Source organism: Rhodococcus sp. ACT016 (assembly GCF_050477185.1).
Taxonomy (GTDB): Bacteria; Actinomycetota; Actinomycetes; order Mycobacteriales; family Mycobacteriaceae; genus Prescottella.
This window is the reverse complement of record NZ_JBEAET010000001.1, coordinates 5515947-5533244: the sequence shown is the minus strand read 5'-3', so window position 1 is coordinate 5533244 and position 17298 is coordinate 5515947. Positions and strand designations below refer to the sequence as shown.

At 65.7% G+C, this 17298-nt stretch carries 13 protein-coding genes; 3 read left to right on the top strand and 10 right to left on the bottom strand.

From position 1 onward, the window contains the following. The 6 genes from ACQ5DX_RS25260 to ACQ5DX_RS25235 all read right to left on the bottom strand — a co-directional run bounded on the left by ACQ5DX_RS25260 (position 1) and on the right by ACQ5DX_RS25235 (position 6609). A complete protein-coding gene (locus ACQ5DX_RS25260; protein WP_430335207.1) occupies positions 1-1713 on the bottom strand; it encodes a CotH kinase family protein in 1713 nt (570 codons plus the stop codon). Then, on the bottom strand, positions 1713-2390 hold the full coding sequence (locus ACQ5DX_RS25255; RefSeq protein WP_430335206.1) for a DUF4956 domain-containing protein: 678 nt from the start codon (positions 2388-2390) through the stop codon (positions 1713-1715). The genes ACQ5DX_RS25260 and ACQ5DX_RS25255 overlap by 1 nt, the downstream gene beginning before the upstream one ends. A gap of 35 nt (positions 2391-2425) precedes the next feature. Continuing rightward, positions 2426-3340 carry a polyphosphate polymerase domain-containing protein gene (locus ACQ5DX_RS25250; RefSeq protein WP_430335205.1) on the bottom strand — a complete coding sequence of 305 codons (915 nt, stop codon included), beginning with the start codon at positions 3338-3340 and terminating at the stop codon, positions 2426-2428. A gap of 399 nt (positions 3341-3739) precedes the next feature. After that, complete coding sequence (locus ACQ5DX_RS25245; protein ID WP_430335204.1) at positions 3740-4879, bottom strand: Rieske 2Fe-2S domain-containing protein; 1140 nt, start codon at positions 4877-4879, stop codon at positions 3740-3742. A gap of 41 nt (positions 4880-4920) precedes the next feature. Next, positions 4921-5757: a mycofactocin-coupled SDR family oxidoreductase gene (locus ACQ5DX_RS25240; RefSeq protein WP_430335203.1), complete on the bottom strand. Its 837-nt coding sequence runs from the start codon at positions 5755-5757 to the stop codon at positions 4921-4923. Between the two features lie 90 nt (positions 5758-5847). Next, entirely contained in the window at positions 5848-6609 is a 762-nt protein-coding gene (locus tag ACQ5DX_RS25235) for an IclR family transcriptional regulator (RefSeq protein ID WP_430335202.1), read from the bottom strand. Between the two features lie 300 nt (positions 6610-6909). Between ACQ5DX_RS25235 and ACQ5DX_RS25230 the strand changes: the two genes are divergently transcribed. Continuing rightward, complete coding sequence (locus tag ACQ5DX_RS25230; RefSeq protein ID WP_430335201.1) at positions 6910-7503, top strand: dihydrofolate reductase family protein; 594 nt, start codon at positions 6910-6912, stop codon at positions 7501-7503. A 71-nt stretch (positions 7504-7574) separates the two neighbouring features. Here the strand turns inward: ACQ5DX_RS25230 and ACQ5DX_RS25225 are convergent, their stop codons facing one another. Then, complete coding sequence (locus ACQ5DX_RS25225) at positions 7575-9011, bottom strand: amidase (protein ID WP_430335200.1); 1437 nt, start codon at positions 9009-9011, stop codon at positions 7575-7577. 165 nt (positions 9012-9176) lie between these two features. Here ACQ5DX_RS25225 and ACQ5DX_RS25220 point away from each other — a divergent pair, with 165 nt between their 5' ends. Further along, positions 9177-10154 carry a LuxR C-terminal-related transcriptional regulator gene (locus ACQ5DX_RS25220; RefSeq protein ID WP_430335199.1) on the top strand — a complete coding sequence of 326 codons (978 nt, stop codon included), beginning with the start codon at positions 9177-9179 and terminating at the stop codon, positions 10152-10154. A 581-nt stretch (positions 10155-10735) separates the two neighbouring features. Here the strand turns inward: ACQ5DX_RS25220 and ACQ5DX_RS25215 are convergent. The 3 genes from ACQ5DX_RS25215 to ACQ5DX_RS25205 all read right to left on the bottom strand — a co-directional run bounded on the left by ACQ5DX_RS25215 (position 10736) and on the right by ACQ5DX_RS25205 (position 16106). Continuing rightward, positions 10736-11380 carry a hypothetical protein gene (locus tag ACQ5DX_RS25215; RefSeq protein ID WP_430335198.1) on the bottom strand — a complete coding sequence of 215 codons (645 nt, stop codon included), beginning with the start codon at positions 11378-11380 and terminating at the stop codon, positions 10736-10738. Beyond that, the gene (locus ACQ5DX_RS25210; RefSeq protein WP_430335197.1) at positions 11380-14868 is read right to left on the bottom strand and encodes an indolepyruvate ferredoxin oxidoreductase family protein; all 3489 of its coding nucleotides are present in this window, start codon (positions 14866-14868) and stop codon (positions 11380-11382) included. The genes ACQ5DX_RS25215 and ACQ5DX_RS25210 overlap by 1 nt, the downstream gene beginning before the upstream one ends. A gap of 137 nt (positions 14869-15005) precedes the next feature. Continuing rightward, a complete protein-coding gene (locus tag ACQ5DX_RS25205; RefSeq protein ID WP_430335196.1) occupies positions 15006-16106 on the bottom strand; it encodes a Glu/Leu/Phe/Val family dehydrogenase in 1101 nt (366 codons plus the stop codon). Between the two features lie 331 nt (positions 16107-16437). On the opposite strand from ACQ5DX_RS25205, the gene ACQ5DX_RS25200 reads away from it, so the two are divergent. Then, complete coding sequence (locus ACQ5DX_RS25200; RefSeq protein ID WP_430335195.1) at positions 16438-16959, top strand: Lrp/AsnC family transcriptional regulator; 522 nt, start codon at positions 16438-16440, stop codon at positions 16957-16959. The last annotated feature ends 339 nt before the right edge of the window (positions 16960-17298 follow it).

Below are 17298 nucleotides of genomic sequence, written 5' to 3'. Positions count from 1 at the left end.
TCACTGTTGCCGCTTCGCGGCGAGCGCGGTGGTCCGCTGTTCGATCCACGTGCGCATCTGATCGGCGCCGCTCTGCAGGGTCTCGGCGGTGAGCCCGTCGCTGGTCGGCACGTCCGCGGCCAAGCCATCGAGGATCTCGTCCGCACGTCCGCCGGCGTACATCTGCTCGTACAGATCCCAGTAGGCCCACTGGTAGACGTCGGTGAAGGCGTCGGACGCGAGAAAGCGGGTCTTCAGCGTGTTGCGGCCGCGCATACCGCCGCCCGGTCCGTCCTGCGGTGTGCCGCCGCCCGGTGTTCCCGCCCCCTCGGGTCTTCCCGCGCCCGGCGGAGCACCCCGACCGCCGGGCATCGTTGCGCCACCGGGCATCCCGGCACCGGTTTCGCCGTCACCCGGATTCGTCCCGCCGGTATTCGCCGCCGCGTCGCCTCGGGTACCTCCCGGCCCCCCACCGGCCCCCATCGACACCGTGTCGTCCGGGCCCGCGTCGGTCGAGCCGGTCATTGCCAGGTTCAGATCCCACGACACCACCGAGATCTTCTCGGTGTCGAGGTCGTACCAGAGGTAGTAGTTCTGGCCGGGCCCGGCCATGTCGTCGCCGTTGACGAGTAGGTTCTGCGTGGCGACGTAGCGAGCGAAGGATTCGACGTCCACCCACCGGTCCAGTTCCTCCGCGAACTCGGTGTCGTCCGCAGAATCCAGCCACTTCAGGAACTTGATGATCGGCTGCAGGTTTCCGGATCCGACGGCGTTGATCTGCTTGAACTGCCCGGAGTACGAGGACTGGTCGTCGTCGACATACGCGAACCGAGAGTCCGCCTTGGCCTTGTAGAGGTAGCCGTCCGAGTCGAACAGCGAATTGGCGTAGCCGTCGTCGGGGTGCTCGAGCAGCAGACGCGTCGTCGTGGCGCTCCCGTTGATCGAGTAGACCGAGTACGTGAATCGTTGCGTCGGTTGACCGGTCGCCTCGGTGAGCGAGAGTGCCATCGCCTCGTTCAGGACCGGCGTACCGGGACGTACCGAGATCTCGGTGAGCCCCTGGTACGCGCGACCCTCGACGTGCTCGTCGAAACTCAGCAGCAGCGGCAGCGTGGTCGGGTTGTCCGCCGACACCGACGACATCGCGGCACCCATCCCGCCCATCCCCCCGGGAGGCTCGAATCCCTCGGGCAGTTGCGGCATCCCGGCACCGTCAGGCATCTCAGCGCCGTCGAGCATCGCGGCCCCGCCCGGCGGTTGGAAGCCGTCGGGCGGTTCGAACCCCTCAGGAAGCTGCATCCTGCCGGGCCCGGTCCCGGTGCCCCGCAGCGCCATGAGCGTCGAGTTGCCCTTGAGTCGCACGGCCACGTCGGTGATCACGGTGCCGTCGATCGTCACGGTGGCGTTGACCCACTTCTTGTCACCGGTCTCCTCGTACGCGGACAACATGTCGCTCAGCTCGACTTCCGGGATACCCAGGGAGAGTTCGTGATCCACCGACAGGTCGAACAGGTCGACGGTGCCGGCGATGTTGTCGGTGATCGGCGATGCGATGACCGACGCGTCACCGGTGATGTACGGGCGGATGCGGGCAGCACCGAACACGGTCGCCATGATCGTCACGAACGCGACGAACACCGCCAGCAGCTTCCAGTGTTGGCGGAGCGACGTCGGAATCCGGTGTCGGAATCGGCGTCTCGGTGCCGGTGGTCCGGCAGCGTTCGTCGTCGACATCAGATGTCGGTCTGGTCGTATCCGGTCAGGACGGTCACGCGCTGGCCCGCATTGACCGCGCTCAGGGCGGCGATGAGCTCGGCCGGCTTGCGGCCCTTCTTCAGCTGCGCGGTGTAGTACAACTCGTGCAGTGCGCCCGATCGGACCGCCTCGGTCGACACCAACTCGAACTCCGAGCAGTGCTGGATCAGGACGTCCTCGACGAGCGCGGTGTACTCCTGCTCCGGCGGCACCTGCACCTTGACGACCTGACGCTGGACATCGAGCTTGAACCAGTTGAACCTGCTCATGATCAACATGACCAGGCAGATCGCCACGGTCGCCGCGATCGCGAGCAGGTAGAACCGGGTGCCGGTGGTCATGCCGATCGCCATCACCATGAAGATGAAGCCGACGTCGCGAGTTTCCTTGATGGCGTTGCGGAATCGGATGACCGACAGCGCGCCGACGAGTGCGAACGCGCGCGCGACATTGGATCCGACGACGAGCATGATGAGCGAGACGATCATGCCCACCGTCACCAGCGTCTGCACGTAGGACTGGCTGTAGGAGACGTTCTTGTGGGTGTACCGGTACACCCATCCGACGACGGCGGAGAGGACGAACGACAGCGCCAACGACACGATGATGTCGAAGGTGGTGAACGTCCCGCTGAGATCCTGAAGATCGAAGTTCATGGTGGTCCTGTTTCGGTTGTTCTACGGGCAATTGGTCAGTCGCCGACCGGCACGGTCGCGCCGAGTACATCGGCGGGGGCCTGATCGTCGATTCCGGGCGGGAGCACCAGCTCCGGCGCACCGGTGCGGGAAGGTGGAGCAAGTCCGAACGCCTCGACGGACTGGCAGTACTTGGACACTCGGATCACCGACATGTTCAGTCGCGCAGTCAGATCGGTGGCCCAGTACGGAACTCGCTCGTTGGCCTTGAGTTCGACGACGGCCAGCTTCGGCGGGATCACGAAACGGTTCGCCGAGCCGGACGCGAAGTGGAAGTCCCGATCGCGGCCGTGCACCCGGTGATCGATCGTCACCCGTAGGCCCAGGTCGGCGTCGCGGCCCACGAACGCCTCCCGCAGGTAGCCCGTCGTGACGGTCGGCCGCAGGTCCAGGTTGCCGACGAGCGTCGTCACCTCGTTCACGAACGGCCGCTGCACGGGATCGCAGGCGATATCCCGGCGATCGTCGAGCAGCCTCCGAGCGACGCTGTACGGCAGCGCGATTCGACGCTTCTGCGTGACGCGGTTGACTCGCTGCTTGATCTCGACCTGCACGACCGTGTCGTCGGTGCACTCGGACGGTGGGCCGTAGAGGCGCAGGCGGAGCTTGCGCCGGAACTTCAAACCCTCGATCTTCTCCCAGTAGAAGCGCAGATCGCTGGTGTCGTAGTAGAGCGACGTCACCGGATACCCACCGTGCGGCGAGTACGGGTCGGTGTCCATACGGGCCGCCAGTTCGCTGCGCAACTCCGGAACACGCAGCTCGTCGACGAAGTACTTGATCTCGTAACGATTGAAGGCGTGCAGGCGGCTGGCGGTCCGCTGATAGCCCACCGAGGAAGTGGGTAAGTCCTCAGCCGTTCGGCCGCGCCGCGGGTCGGGTGGGTCACGGAATCGGTCGAGGAAGCTCATCGGCCGGCAGTCTCCTGGCTGTCGTGGCGGACATGAACGCCACCACTACAGCCGGTGAACCTTCCGAGAACTTGCCAGCAATCTGGCAATCGGCTGGGAATGAAATGGTAAAGACTCACCCTGCCGGACTGGGGCACATTGCCAGAAACCTGCCAGACGCACCCAACCGGGCGCTCAGGTTCGCCGAGCATCATGCAAAGGCGCAACCGCGCAACATGATTCGAACGAAAGGCATACACACGTGGACCTGAGCTACCTGTCCGAGTTCTTCGGCGCGGTCTCCAACCTCTTCAGCGCACTCAGCTTCTTCGGCGGATCGCTCGCCGCCGCCTGAGCACTCGGAATCGGCTGTGGGGCTGCGCACCGCGTGCGCAGCCCCACAGTCGGCACTCCATCCGGTCAGCTACGCCGGGCCAGGTTGTCGGCGACTTCACGCCGCCACGACTCGACCGGCCGGGTGGTGTCCAGTTCGTATTCGAAGCGATCGACCATATCCGGCGCGATGTCGGCGACGTCGACGTAGAACTGCTCGTACCAGCGGCGCTGCTGGTAGACCGCGCCGTCCTGCTCGCACAGCAGCGGATTCTCGATCCGGGTCTTGTTCCGCCAGATCTCGACGTCCTGCTCGAATCCCTTGGTGATGAAGGCGCACATGTTCTCGGCCATCTGTTCCGCCGCGGCGGCGTCGAAGTGCTCCGAGTTCTTCACGATCACCCCGTAGGTGAGCACGAAGCTGTTCGCGTCGATCGGGTAGTGGCAGTTCAGCAGCACCGACTCGACGTCGAAACCCTCGTAGTGATAGGTCAACTCGTCGATCATGAACGAGGGACCGTAGTACGCGGCGATCGAACTGTTGCCGATCAGCTGCGGCTGTCCGTCCCGCGCCCGCGGGCGCACGTCCTCGCGCGCGACCCCGCTCATGTACTGCGCCGCGACGTGCCCCTCGAAGATGTTCCGGAAGTACGTCGGAAACGACCCGTGCACGTAGAAGAAGTGCGCCATGTCGACGTTGTTGTCGATCAGTTCGCGGACGTTCGTGTGAACAACTGTCTGCTTGAAGCCCTTCCAATCCGTCCACTCGGCCGATGTGGCGCCCGGAATCCGCGGCGGCGCGATCGCCGGGGGCGGCGGGTTCCCCTCCTGATCGTGGTAGACGAACAGCAGCCCGTCCTGGTCGAGGGTGTGCCAGGCGCGGGTCTTGGCGACCGGCGGAACGCGGCGGGCGTAGGGGATGTCGGTGCAGCGGCCCTTGCCGTTCCAGCGCCAGTCGTGGAACGGACACGCAACCGAATCGCCCTTGATCTCGCCCTGGCTCAGGTCACCGCCCATGTGGCGGCAGTAGGCGTCGAGAATGTTCAGCTCGCCCTTGCTGTCGGCGAAGACGACCAACTTGGTGCCGAAGGCGTGGACCGAGTGCGGCTTGCCGTCCTTGAAGGACTCGGACAGGCCCAGGCAGTGCCAGCCGCGGGCGAAACGGGTGGGGGCGGTGCCGGCTTCGATCTCGCGGACCGGGGCATTGTCGTCGAGGTGCGCCGTCATCGCGCGTCCTCCTTCCTCACTTGCGTGATCGTGAAAGGTGTTCAGGCCGTGACTCGCCCGGCGTTTCCGGAATCGACGGGTACGACCGCGCCGGAGAGGTGCGCGCTCGCCTCGTCCGCGAGGAACAGCACGACACGGGTGATCTCGCTCGGGTCCAGCCACGGCGTCGGGATGGCGTGCAGCCCTCGCATGATGTCGGCGATGTCGTCGGGGCCGGGCGCCGCGAGGTCGGGCCGCAGGTGCCGGTAGAGGACGTCGTTGTGCAGCATCGTGGTGGCGATGTTGCCGGGCGCGATCGCGTTCACGGTGATCCCGTGTGGCGCCAGATCGAGTGCGGCGCTCTTCGTCAGCCCGACGACGCCCCACTTGGACGCGCAGTACGCTGCCATGTTCGTGTTGCCCTGCCGGCCGAGCATCGAAGAGATCGTCACGATGCGTCCGTAGCCGCCGTCGATCATCGCCGGCGCGGCGGCCGCGATCGTATTGAACACGCCGGTGAGGTTGGTGCCCACCACCTCGTTCCACACCTCGGGCGACGTCGCCTGGATTGCGCCCTGGACCGAGACCCCCGCGTTGGCGACGGCGATGTCGAGGCGTCCGAACTCCGCGAGCGCCCGCGCGACGACCGCGTCCATCGCCGGGCGATCCGCGACGTCGGCCTTGATCGCGACGCAGCGACGTCCCGTCTTCTCCACCAGGCGCACCGTCTCCTGGAGGTCGTCCTCGGTCGGCATCGGATAGCCGACCGCGTCGACTGTCTCGCAGCGGTCACTGATCACCACGTCCGCGCCGCCCTCGGCGAGCGCGACTGCGTGCGAACGGCCCTGCCCCCGAGCACCACCGGTGACCAGTGCGACGCGTCCCTCGAATCGGTTCATCCTGCCCTTCCCTTCGTGTTCCGGAAGGGTCAGTGAGCCAGACGATCAGCGCCGATGGCGCGCCCATCTCGCCCGGCGAGATGAATCGGGTCAGACCGCCCGTTCCAGCGCGTGCGCCGCCTCCCGCACGAGCGGGACGACCTTGTCCGGTCGAACCACCCCGGCGTCGCCGGCCAGGCACAGGGAGATCGCAACACCGTCGCGGGAACGGATCGCGCAGCCGACGCTGCCGATCGACCCCGACGGCGTCGTGACCGATTCGAAGGCGATGCCGCGGCGTTCGCGGATCCGCGCCAGTTCAGCATGCAGACTCGGCACGGTCCACGTGGCATTCGGCTGCGGAACCGCCAGCGCCGGGGCGACGAGATCGTCGACCTCCTCGGGACGGAGCAGCGCGAGCATCGAGCGCCCACCGGCACCGCGGTGCGCCGCCAGCCGGGCACCGACCCGGGACGCGAGTCTCCGACTGAACAGTCCGCCGATCTTGTCCAGGAAGTACTCGTGCCCACCGTCGAGGACTCCGAGGTGGATGACCATCCCGGTGCGCAGGAAGAGTTCCTGCAGGATGTCGTGGGCGCCGACCCGGATCCGGGCGTGCACCGCCTGCGGGCCCACCGCACCGAGCGCCCGCCACCCCAGTCGGTAGTCACGGCCGGACCGTTCCAGCCAGCCCAGGTCGATCAGGTCGACCACGATGCGATGCGTCGTGGAGCGGGGCAGCTCGGCGCGGTGGCTGATCTGGTCCAGGTTGAGGTCGCTGTTGGGGTCGGTGAACGCGTCGACGATCGCTGTCATCCGCGCCAACAACGACTCGCGGGCGGGTCGGGGGCGAATCGCTGCGCTATCGGCCATGACTGCCCTGCCCCTCTCCACCGGCCCGACCGAACGGGCGTTCAACGCTCAGGTCAGTGTAGTGACCGTCGCCACAGTGCACGCGCCCGAAACCGTTCAGCGGGCATGGCTGCGCGGGTGCCCGACGATCCGTGGTGAAGGGGTCGGATGCCCACCGCCATCGAGCGCGTCGAGGTGAACGAGACGGGGTGCGGGGGCACACTGGGACAAACGCAGGGCGTTCTCGCGCCACCGATGAGTTTCGGCGAGTTCGCCGGTCTGCATCACCGAACAGGTCACGTCAGATGAAGGAAAAAGCCCGTGCGCATCGTGGTCAGTGAGTTCATGAGTCTGGACGGCGTCGTGCAGGCCCCCGGTGGGGCCGAGGAGGACACCGACGGCGGCTTCGCCCACGGCGGCTGGTCCCACCCGTACTTCGACGCCGAGGTGATGGGCGGGGCGATCGGCGCCGCCGCGCAGAACACCGAGGCGCTGCTGTTCGGTCGACGCACGTGGCAGACGATGGCGGCCGCATGGCCGGAGCGGGCCGGCGACCCGTTCGCCGACCACATGAACAACATCCGCAAGTACGTCGTCACCGACACCCTCACCGACGACCAGCTGACGTGGTCGAACACGACGCGCATCCCCGGCAGCGACGCCATCGCCGAGATCCGGAAGCTGCGGGACGCCGAGGGCGGGGACCTGTCGGTGATGGGCAGCACGACGCTGGTGCGGGCGCTGCTGCGCGAGGGCCTGGTCGACGAACTCCTGCTGATGATCGAGCCGGTGCTCCTCGGCGGCGGCAAGACGATCTTCCCGGACGACGGCACCCAACGGCCGCTCGAACTGGTCTCGTCGGTCACCGCCGGCACCGGCGTGCTCGTGTGCACGTACCGGCCGGTCGGCGGGTAGCGGAACGAGAGAGGCCTCCGGTATCCCGGTCGGCAACCACGACCCGAATGCCGGAGGCCTGGCGCCTCGTGTCAGTGCGCGTAGATCCCCGGACGGCGGGCCGCCCACGGCAGCGCCTGCTCGAGGTCCGCGGCGAGAGCGAGCAGGGTGGCCTCGTCGCCGTATCGACCGACGAATTGCAGACCGATCGGCCAACCCTCGGTCGATTCGGCGAGGGGTAGCGAGATCCCGGGATTGCCGGTTGCGTTGAACAGCCCGGTGAAGGGCCCGTACTCGAAGATCCGGTTGTACCAACCCTGAGCGTCCAGGCTGTCGTCGTCGGAGTTCAGCTGCCCGAGAGGCAGATTCGGCTGCGCGGTGGTCGGCGTCAGGAACACGTCGTATCCGGTGAGGAACCGGGCGACCTCACGTCGGGCGACGTTGAACTCGTGCTCGGCGGCGAAGATGTCACGGGCGCTGAGAGTCGCGCCGTACTCGGCACACACGAGCGTCGTCGCCTCGAGGTGCTCGCGGCCAGGAGTGAACCCTCCCACCTCGGCCGTCGTGGACACGATGTCACCGAGGAAGCTGCACCAGGCGTCGAGGTTGGCCTTGTCGAATGCGGCCGCATCGATGCGCGGCGCCGCCTCCTCGACGTGGTGGCCCATTTCGGCGAGCCTGGCGGCTGTATCGGTCACTGCCCGAACGCATTCCGGATCGACCGTGCGGCTGGCGTCGTACGGCACGGCGCTGAAGGCGATCCGCAGCGGGCGTGACCCCCGGGTGATGAGCTCGCTGAACGACGCACCCTCCGCCGGGAACAGGTACTTGTCTCCCGGTTCCGATCCGTGCACCGCGTCGAACAGCGCCGCGCAGTCCCGCACCGTGCGAGTGACAGCGAACTCGATGCCCAGCCCCAGCAGCGGGTCGCCGTAGTCGGGGCCAGCGGAGATGCGCCCGCGACTCGGCTTCAACCCGACGAGGCCGCACGCCGCGGAGGGAATCCGAATCGAACCGCCGCCGTCGTTGGCGTGCGCGAACGGCAGCGCACCGGCCGCCACGAGCGCGGCCGAGCCGCCACTCGAACCGCCCGGGCTGCGCGTCGGATCCCACGGATTCCGGGTGGGACGGCCGTAGGCGAGTGCCTCGGTGGTCGCGTTGAACCCGAGTTCGGGCGAGGTCGTGACGGCCATCGTCGCCAGGCCGGCGCGGCGGAACCGCGTCATGAGGGCGTTGTCGTGCGGGTGCTCGATCCCGGGACCGAACAGGCGGCTGCCGTTGCGCTGCGGCACGCCGGCGGCATGGGTGATCAGGTCCTTGATGGCGAACGGCACGCCGCGGAACGGCCCCGACACGTCGTAGTCGAGCGGCTGTGCGAATCGCTCTCCGGCGACCGCGCCCAGCTGCGGCTCCACCTGATCGATCGCCGCTGCGGCTGCTGCCTGCACGTCCGAGGCACTGACCTCCCCGGTGGCGATCAGCTCCGCGAGTTCCGTCGCGTCCCGTGAGGCGTAGTCGGCGATTTCCATGGCATCCTCCGTGGTTCGTTCATCGCTGGAGATGTGAACGTAGGTCCGGCCGAACGCTGCGGCATCCGTTGATCGACGGATGCGCAAGCCACGATCCGCCGTGACAATCCGCGACCGCCCCGGACCACAGCTCCGAGCCGATGTGACGTGGGGCATACTCTCGTCATGGATGTCGCGGCAGACCGGTTGCAGGCCGCCCTACGGCTGCGGAGCGCCGTCGAATCGACGCCCGGTGGAGTGGGCTCGCCCGACATCTCCGTCGCCCGAATCCTGTTCGAACTCGCAGGCGCGGTGCCGTATCAGAACGCGGCGCTGTCGTGGTGGGATCCAGTCACGGGTACACACCGCACCAGCGCGAGCCTGGGCTACCGGGCGGACTCGATCGACGTGGTGAACAAGTGCATGCCGCTGCATCCGTTGTTCCCGCAACTGCGGGAGCGGGCACTTCCGATGCGGCTCTTCGACGTTCCCGCACAGATGCAAACCGGCCCCGTCTTCGATCTGATCTTCTCCCACAACTTCAGTGACGGGCTCACCCAGTGCCTGCACACGCGGAACGGTCGCTACATCGGCATGCTCAACATGAGCACCACGGGCGGGCGGCGGTTCGACGATCTGTCGGTTGCCACGGTCACCCTGCTCAGCGACATGCTGGCCGAGGCGCTGGATCCGCTGGCGCGGCGAGCGCCCACGCCACCTCGGGTGGGCCCCGACGAGGCCGCGCTGGTCGTCGCGTCCGATGGTTCGGTCCGCGCGATGACCGCCGACGCGCCCACGGACCTGTTCAGCGCCGGCACACCGGGCGGTCGGGTTGCGCGCGACGTCGCAGCGTCGGGTCGGTCGTCGGGACTCGTCTTCGTCGGTGCCGGCACTGTGTTGCGGGTTCGGATGGATCCGGTCCGATCGGGCGGCACCCTGGTGGTGTGCTGCCCCGACGATCCGCCGATGGAGTTGACCGCTCGTGAGGCGGAGGTGCTCGCCCTGCTGCCGACCGGCGCCTCCAACAGGGAGATCGCCGCACACCTGAGGATCGGCACCGCCACCGTCGCCACCCACCTGGAGCGCATCCTGCGCAAGATCGACGCCCCCAATCGGACCGCCGCAGCGGCGACCGCCGCGCGGTGGGGGCTGACTGCGATCTGAGGTCACATTCCATCCCACTGGTCCGTTCGCGAGAGACTCTGCCAGGAACCTGCCGGGCTCGACGCGCCGAATACTCAGGTTCACGGAACATCATTCGAATGCGCAACAGCGCGGCACCAATTCAACCGAAAAGGCATCGTTTTACCGAGGATCTGAGCCACCTGTCCGAGTTCTTCGGCGCATCCTCCAATCCCTTCACACACTCGACTTCTTCAGTGGCTCAATATATTCCAGCCACACCCCACAACCCGATGACCGGCGCAGACATGTGCGGCCGCCGGGTCAAACCGCTTCGACGCATCCCGAGGCGCAGCCGTGGCGTGGCGGACACCCCCCCCTGCGATCGCCCCGCACCGGGCCACGAGGATCACGAACTCGCTGATCTCGCAGGTCTGCTCATCGCAGACGTTCAACTGGCCCGATGCGAAGGTATGCCCGAAGTGAGCCTCCCACTTCGGGCGGGAACCAGTTCACGGCCGACACGGCAGCCGACCCTCGTTCGAACAGTTGGTCTTCCTGTCGACCGGAAGACCAACTGTCGACAACCCCACTAGCGCCGAGGCGCCCCGGGCACGTCAGTCTCAGGCCCTGGACCGTTCGATCAGTTCGCAGTCGCGCCGGCTCTCGAATCCGCGTCCTCTGAGGCCGTCCTGCTTGCTTGCCCGCCGACCGGGGAGCATGAGGCCGGATCTGTGAGCAGCCGAGATACGCACGTCACCGGACTTTCGTGGATCCACCCAGCGCATCAAACGCGATACGAACTTGTCGACCACAGCGGCACTGTCGAACAGCTGCACGACAACCATTTTCCGGGAGAAATGGATCGGAGTCGCATTGAACTCGCACCCCAGCACAGCGAGCTTGTCGGTGTAGTACCCTGTCGCAGAAATTTCGATCCCGGTGCCCTCGAATCTGCGCGCCTCGTCGTACGGCTTTCGGCGAACCCGCGTGACTCCGATCAACCGATTCATCCGCTTGGTAATAGCGTCCTCGGTCATACTTCTCGGCCTGCGAAGAGTCACCACCAGTCCCGGCGCCCCGGATGGCGTCAGTGACCGCCACGTGGAGAGGTTCTGCAGTTCGATGCCGTGCCGGGCGAAAAGCAGGGTGAGGCGTGGTATTACTTCGCCGGCGTCGACGCAGTCGACAATGAACGTCTCGATCTGTGGATCCGCTCGAAACGGGTTCTCGCGAAAACTATCGATCCGGTCGTCCGCCTCTTCCATCACTCCGACCTCCCGTTCGGCACCGCGGGGACGTACTTCTCCATTCCAAGCTCGACCAGACGAGCCGAGTATGCCTCGACGTTCGCAAGTTTGATGTCCTCGTAACCACGTACGACATCAGGAAGCTGAGCGATCTCGACGGCCTTGTCGTAGCCGATGAAATCGAGGCCATCGGCGAGATCCGTGACCATGTTCCGATACTGGCTCAGCAGTTCGCGCTCGACGCGGCGAACGTGTGCGTAGCCGAACGGATCGAGCTTGGTTCCACGCAGCTTCTTGCCGTAGGCGAGCGCCTTCAGCGCGACATGGGACTTCGGACCGAGGCCGATCTTCTTCTTCCGGCCCATGGCACGGAGGATCGGAGGATGGAGCTTGAATGTGAGGTTCTCACCCGTGGGCACCTGACTCCTCACGTCGTCGAGGAAGGCCGGATCGACAAGCAGTCGCGCGACCTCGTACTCGTCCTTGTAAGCGGTGAACTTGAACAGTCCGCGCGCGACGGCCTCGCTGAACTCCGTCCGGTCCGTCGCCTTCCGCTCTCCTGCCCAAACGCGCTCGATCATGTCGACGTACTCCCGCGCTACGCGCTCGGACTGGAAGGCGACGAGCTCGGTGGCCCGCACCTCGACCACGCGCCGAACCTCACCGTCAAAAGTGGTGCCATCGAGCACACGTGCAGGCACAGGTCGCGGCGTGCGTGGCGCGGAGGTGGTGGCAGCCTCGAATTCTTCCGGGTGAGCGATAGCGGCACGACCCCACCGGAAGGCCGCAACGTTGGCCTCGACGGCAACACCGTTGATGTTGATCGCTTCCTCGATCTTTGCCGCAGGAATGGGAAGCCCTCCCGCCTGGTAGGCCGCACCGACGAGCAGGAAATTTGCGGCTGCGGTGTTCCCGAACAACTGCTGTGTCGCCGCTAGGACGTCGAACGAATGCAGAGACTTGCTGACGGTCTCGATTCTCGACAGCAGCGAATCGGTGTCGGGATATGCCACCGACTTGTCGTAGACCATGTCGCCGGTCGGCGTCTTGCTGGTCGAGGCCACGGCCACGGTGAAGTCGGAGTCACCGTATTCGAGATTCTTGTTCTCGGCGGCGGTGAGTAGGTCGAACGCCAGGATGCAGTCCGCGCCGCGCGGGGTCAGTCGATTCGCCGGCTCGATCGCGCCGGCACTGAAACGAAGATGCGACACCACGGGGCCGGCCTTCTGACTCAGGCCGATCTGGTCGAGGCTCTCCACTTCGAGTCCCGCCCGCAGCGCGGCTGTGGCGAGAACCTGGTTCACAGTCACGATGCCGGTGCCGCCGATACCGGCGAGGAACACGTTGTGGGTTGCGGACGTATCCCCCGGCACCAGGTCGACGCACGCGGGAGGAGTGGGGCGCCGACGGGGGCGACCGGACTTCTTGCCGGGTTTGACGTCCACAGTGACAAAGGAGGGGCAATCACCGTCGAGGCACGTGTAGTCGGTGTTGCACGAGGTCTGATCGATCCTCGTCTTGCGGCCGAATTCGGTCTCCACAGGCTGCACTGACAAGCAGTTCGATTTCACACCGCAGTCGCCGCAACCCTCGCACACAGCTTCGTTGATGACCACACGAGTATTGCGGGACGGCAGCGTGCCGCGCTTGCGCTGCCGGCGGGCATCCGCGGCACAGTGCTGATCGTAGATCAGGACGGTGACGCCCTCGATCTCACGAAGCACGCGCTGCGCCTCGTCGAAGCGGTCCCGATGCCACAGCTTCGCGCCTTTGGCGAATGCACGCTTGCTGTGTCGCTGTGGCTCGTCCGAACAGACGATGATCTGCTTGACGCCCTCCGTCGTGAGTTTGTGCGTGAGCTGCGCTACCGACAACGCACCTTCCGCATCCTGAGCACCGGTCATGGCAACGACATCGTTGTAGAGGATCTTGTAGGTGATGTTGACGCCGGCCGCAACGCACGCCTGAAGAGCGAGTTGGCCGGAGTGGAAGAACGTTCCGTCGCCGACGTTTTGGAACACGTGCGGGACCGTCGTGAATGGAGCCTGTCCGATCCACTGACTACCTTCCCCGCCCATCTGCGTCAGACCGGTGACAGCGCTGTCCTCGCGCCCGGACATGGTTACGAGAATGTGGCAGCCGATACCACCGCCGCCGACGGATCCCTCCGGGATGGCTGTCGACCGGTTGTGCGGACATCCACTGCAGAAGTACGGGGTCCGGGCGCTCTGGAGTACGTCGAGCGTCAACGGCGCAGGGAGCGGCCGGGTGGTTTCGATACGCCCATCCAGGATCCGTCGCAGCGGCGAGAGGAGACGCCCGGCCGTCAATTCTCCTCCCGCCGGGACCAGATCGCGGCCACCGAAGTCCTTCTTGCCGGCGATGCGCGGCGCCGAGTCGCATCCGTAGAGGATCTCCCGGATCTGGGTCTCGATGAAGGCCGTCTTGTCCTCTACCACAAGGAGATCCTCGAGCCCGTCCGCGAAACGGCGGATGGTTTCCACGGAAACCGGATACGGCATGCCGATCCGAAGCAGCCGGATGCCGGCAGCCCGCAGCTTGTCGTCGTCCACGCCCAGATCCAGCAGGGCCTGACGAACAGAATCGAACGTCGTACCGGTCGCGACGATGCCCAGCGTTGCGTCAGTGGAATCAACCTCGACGACATCCAACCGATTGGCCGGACCATAGGACTCGACGACCTTCCAACGCGGCCCGACCAAGTCGGCCTCGGCAGCCAGAATGCTGGCCGGTGCCACAGCCATCGGCCGCTGCTTGTACACGAACGGGCGGCCGTGGTGCTCGACCTCGGGGACGGTGATCGAGAAGTCCGCAAAGTCGTCGGCGGACAGCTTCCACGCTCCATCGGCAACATCCGCGACGATCTTCAGCGCTACGACACATCCAGATGCGCGCGAGAGCGCCACCGCGTGCATTCCCATCGTCACGATCTCGCGTGCGTTGCGCGGGAACAGAACCGGAACGCCCAGAGCAGCGAGGGACCGCTCGCTGACAGCGGGCACCGTCGAGGACTTGGACGCGGGGTCGTCTCCGACCAACAACACGATCCCGCCGCGCGGATTGACCCCGTAGATATTGGCATGCCGGATCGTGTCGGTTGCGCGGTCCACGCCGGGACCCTTCCCGTACCACACACCGACAACGCCGTCGAAGACGGCCGCATCGGACGCGAGGGTCGCCTGACTTCCCCATACGGAAGTCGCTGCGAGTTCCTCGTTCAACCCGGGAACGAACCGGATATCGTTGGCGTCGAGGACGTCTCGCATTCCGTTCAGCATGCGGTCGACTCCGCCGAGCGGGCTGCCCTGATAGCCCGAAACAAAGGTTCCGATGTTGAGGCCATCCTGCGTGTCGCGGCCGTGCTGCTCCACCAGCAGTCGCGCAATGGCCTGAACTCCCGTGAGCAGGACGGGGCCTGATCCCGGGCGGTAGCGGTCGTTGAGATCGTATGGCTCTGTCGCGCCGTTGGTTAGCGAAGTCGTCATGGTGGGTACACCGTCCATTCATTGCTGAAGTTCGCCGTTGTGCAGCGAGGGGGTCCGATCGACCGAGAGATCACCTGAAATCGATCGGCAGAGCGAAGCCTGGGCTTCCCGCCCAGGAGAATCGGATTCGTGCGGTACTAGAAGCCGGTTCGGGTGCGGGTCGTCCAGACGCCGCGAACTCGACGTTCCTGCATGCGCTGCTCGGCCAGTCGGTCCGCCGCGAATGCGGTAGTCACATTCTCCCGCGCCGCACACTCGAGAACGTCGAGTGTGGTGTCGAAGATCCGGTTCGTGCGTTCGTGTGCGCGCTTGAAACTGAAGCCCTGCAGTTCATCCGACACCTGAATCAGGCCACCCGCGTTGACGCAGTAGTCGGGGGCGTATGTGATACCGCGATCCTTCATCCGCAGGGCGATTCCGCGATGGACCAGTTGATTGTTCGCCGCACCGCATACGATTCGCGCGTTCAACGAATCGACGACTTTCTCGGTGAGCGCTCCACCCAATGCGCACGGGGCGAACACGTCGAGCGGACAGGCGACGAGCCCTTCTTCGGCGCCGACAACGTGCACTGTCGGGTGAGCCGCGACGAGATCTCGCACCGCCGGAAGGTGGGGGTCGGTCACCGAGACCTCCGCGCCGGCCTGGACGAGCAGCGCTACGAGCTGTCGGCCCACCTTGCCGACACCTGAGATTCCAACCGCTTTGCCCTCGAGAGACTCTGTCCCCCAGATATGTCGAGCCGACGCCTGCATACCACGAAACACGCCGAGCGCTGCGAGCACTGAGGAGTCACCGGCTCCCCCATACGCCGGCGAACGCCCTGCGGCGAAGGACGTTTCACGGGCGATCACGTCCATGTCCGTACAGGTAGTGCCGACATCACAGGCGGTGTAGTAGCGGCCGGAGAGTGACTGGACGAATCTTCCGTACGCGTGGAGCAAGGCATCCCTCTTGATCTCACGGGAGTCACCGACGATCACCGCGCTGCCTCCGCCCAGGTCGAGACCTGCGAGAGCGGCCTTGTATGCCATCGCCTTCGAGAGGTCGAGGACATCCTTGATCGCGGCAGCCTCGCTGGGATAGGGATGGAATCGCGTCCCTCCCAGCCCAGGGCCGAGTGCGGTCGAGTAGAGGGCGATGATGGCTTGCAGTCCGGACTCTGCGTCCCGGCAGAAGATCACTTGTTCGTGACCCTCATCGGTGACTCCAACGGACTCGATTGTCGTCGCGTTCATGTGCACTTCTCCATCGAATGCGGGTGCGGGGTGGGCACCCATGCCAGTCCGGTCGAGGGGTGGTGGCCGGGGTCGATTGTGCATCGAAGTTATCCTAGTTTCCGACCGATGCGCAACGGCTCATCCTCGAGGTGGACAGTTGACTAGCCTTGCAGCACTTGACTACCCGATTGCGCTGCAGGATTTCGCTTGCCTTCCATCCACTGCGCGAATGATCGGTCGGAGGGAACTGACGGTGATCATTCAGTTGAAGAAGCGTCGGCGCGAGTGCAGGGAAGCCGATCCCCCACCGGGACGCATTTCGCCCGGGATTGCTGGAGCAGGAGGACGAATGGATGCCACACAGAGCCCCACAGAGCTCGACCACGTCGACCGGAGGATCCTTGCACTCCTCTGTGACGATGCGCGAAAGTCGGTTCGCGCCTTGGCCCGCGCAGTCGGAATGTCACCCGGCGCAGTCGGGGAGAGGGTCGAGCGCATGGAGCGCGCCGGGGTGATTACCGGATATCGGGCGGAAGTGAACCCGTCCATGCTCGGATATGCGCTCGAGGTGCTCGTGGGAGTAGCACTGACACAACACAAATCGGTGGTCGAGTCCGTATCGGTCCTGCGGCAGCTCCGGGAGGTTGTCAGCGTCGAACTGGTCACCGGTCGATGGGATTTGGTCGTCCGGCTTCGTGTGCGTGATCATGTTCACTTGAAAGAGGTTCTTACCGCGTCGATTTGGCAACTTCCGGCGTTGGGACACAGCGAGTCGATGGTGGTGCTCGAAAGGGATGCCGGCCGCCTGCCTCAGTGGATGCCTGACCCAGAGGAGGGATCCCGAGGACACGATGGCGTACCGGTTGGGTAGTGCTCGTACCGGGTCTCGTCGAGCTTCGTGCGACAAGCCGCCCACCCATCCAAGGCATGCCCGATCTGGGGATGTTCCATCGTGAATCGAACGACGGTCCGCGCCTGGCTCCATGCGCGACGATCGCCCGGAAAGGCGAGCAGATGAAAGTGAAGCCGTATCACTCAGCCAATCCGGGTGGGGCGAAGTTGTTTCACGACCGAAGCGACTGTCCAACCGGCAAGCGGATCGCGATACGAGGTAGGGCTCCGGGGAGCGGAGGACTTCGCCGGTGCGGGCTGTGCGAGGAGCTCGAACATGATCGATCGGCAGCGTTTCGTCCGGGATCCTCCGGTAGAG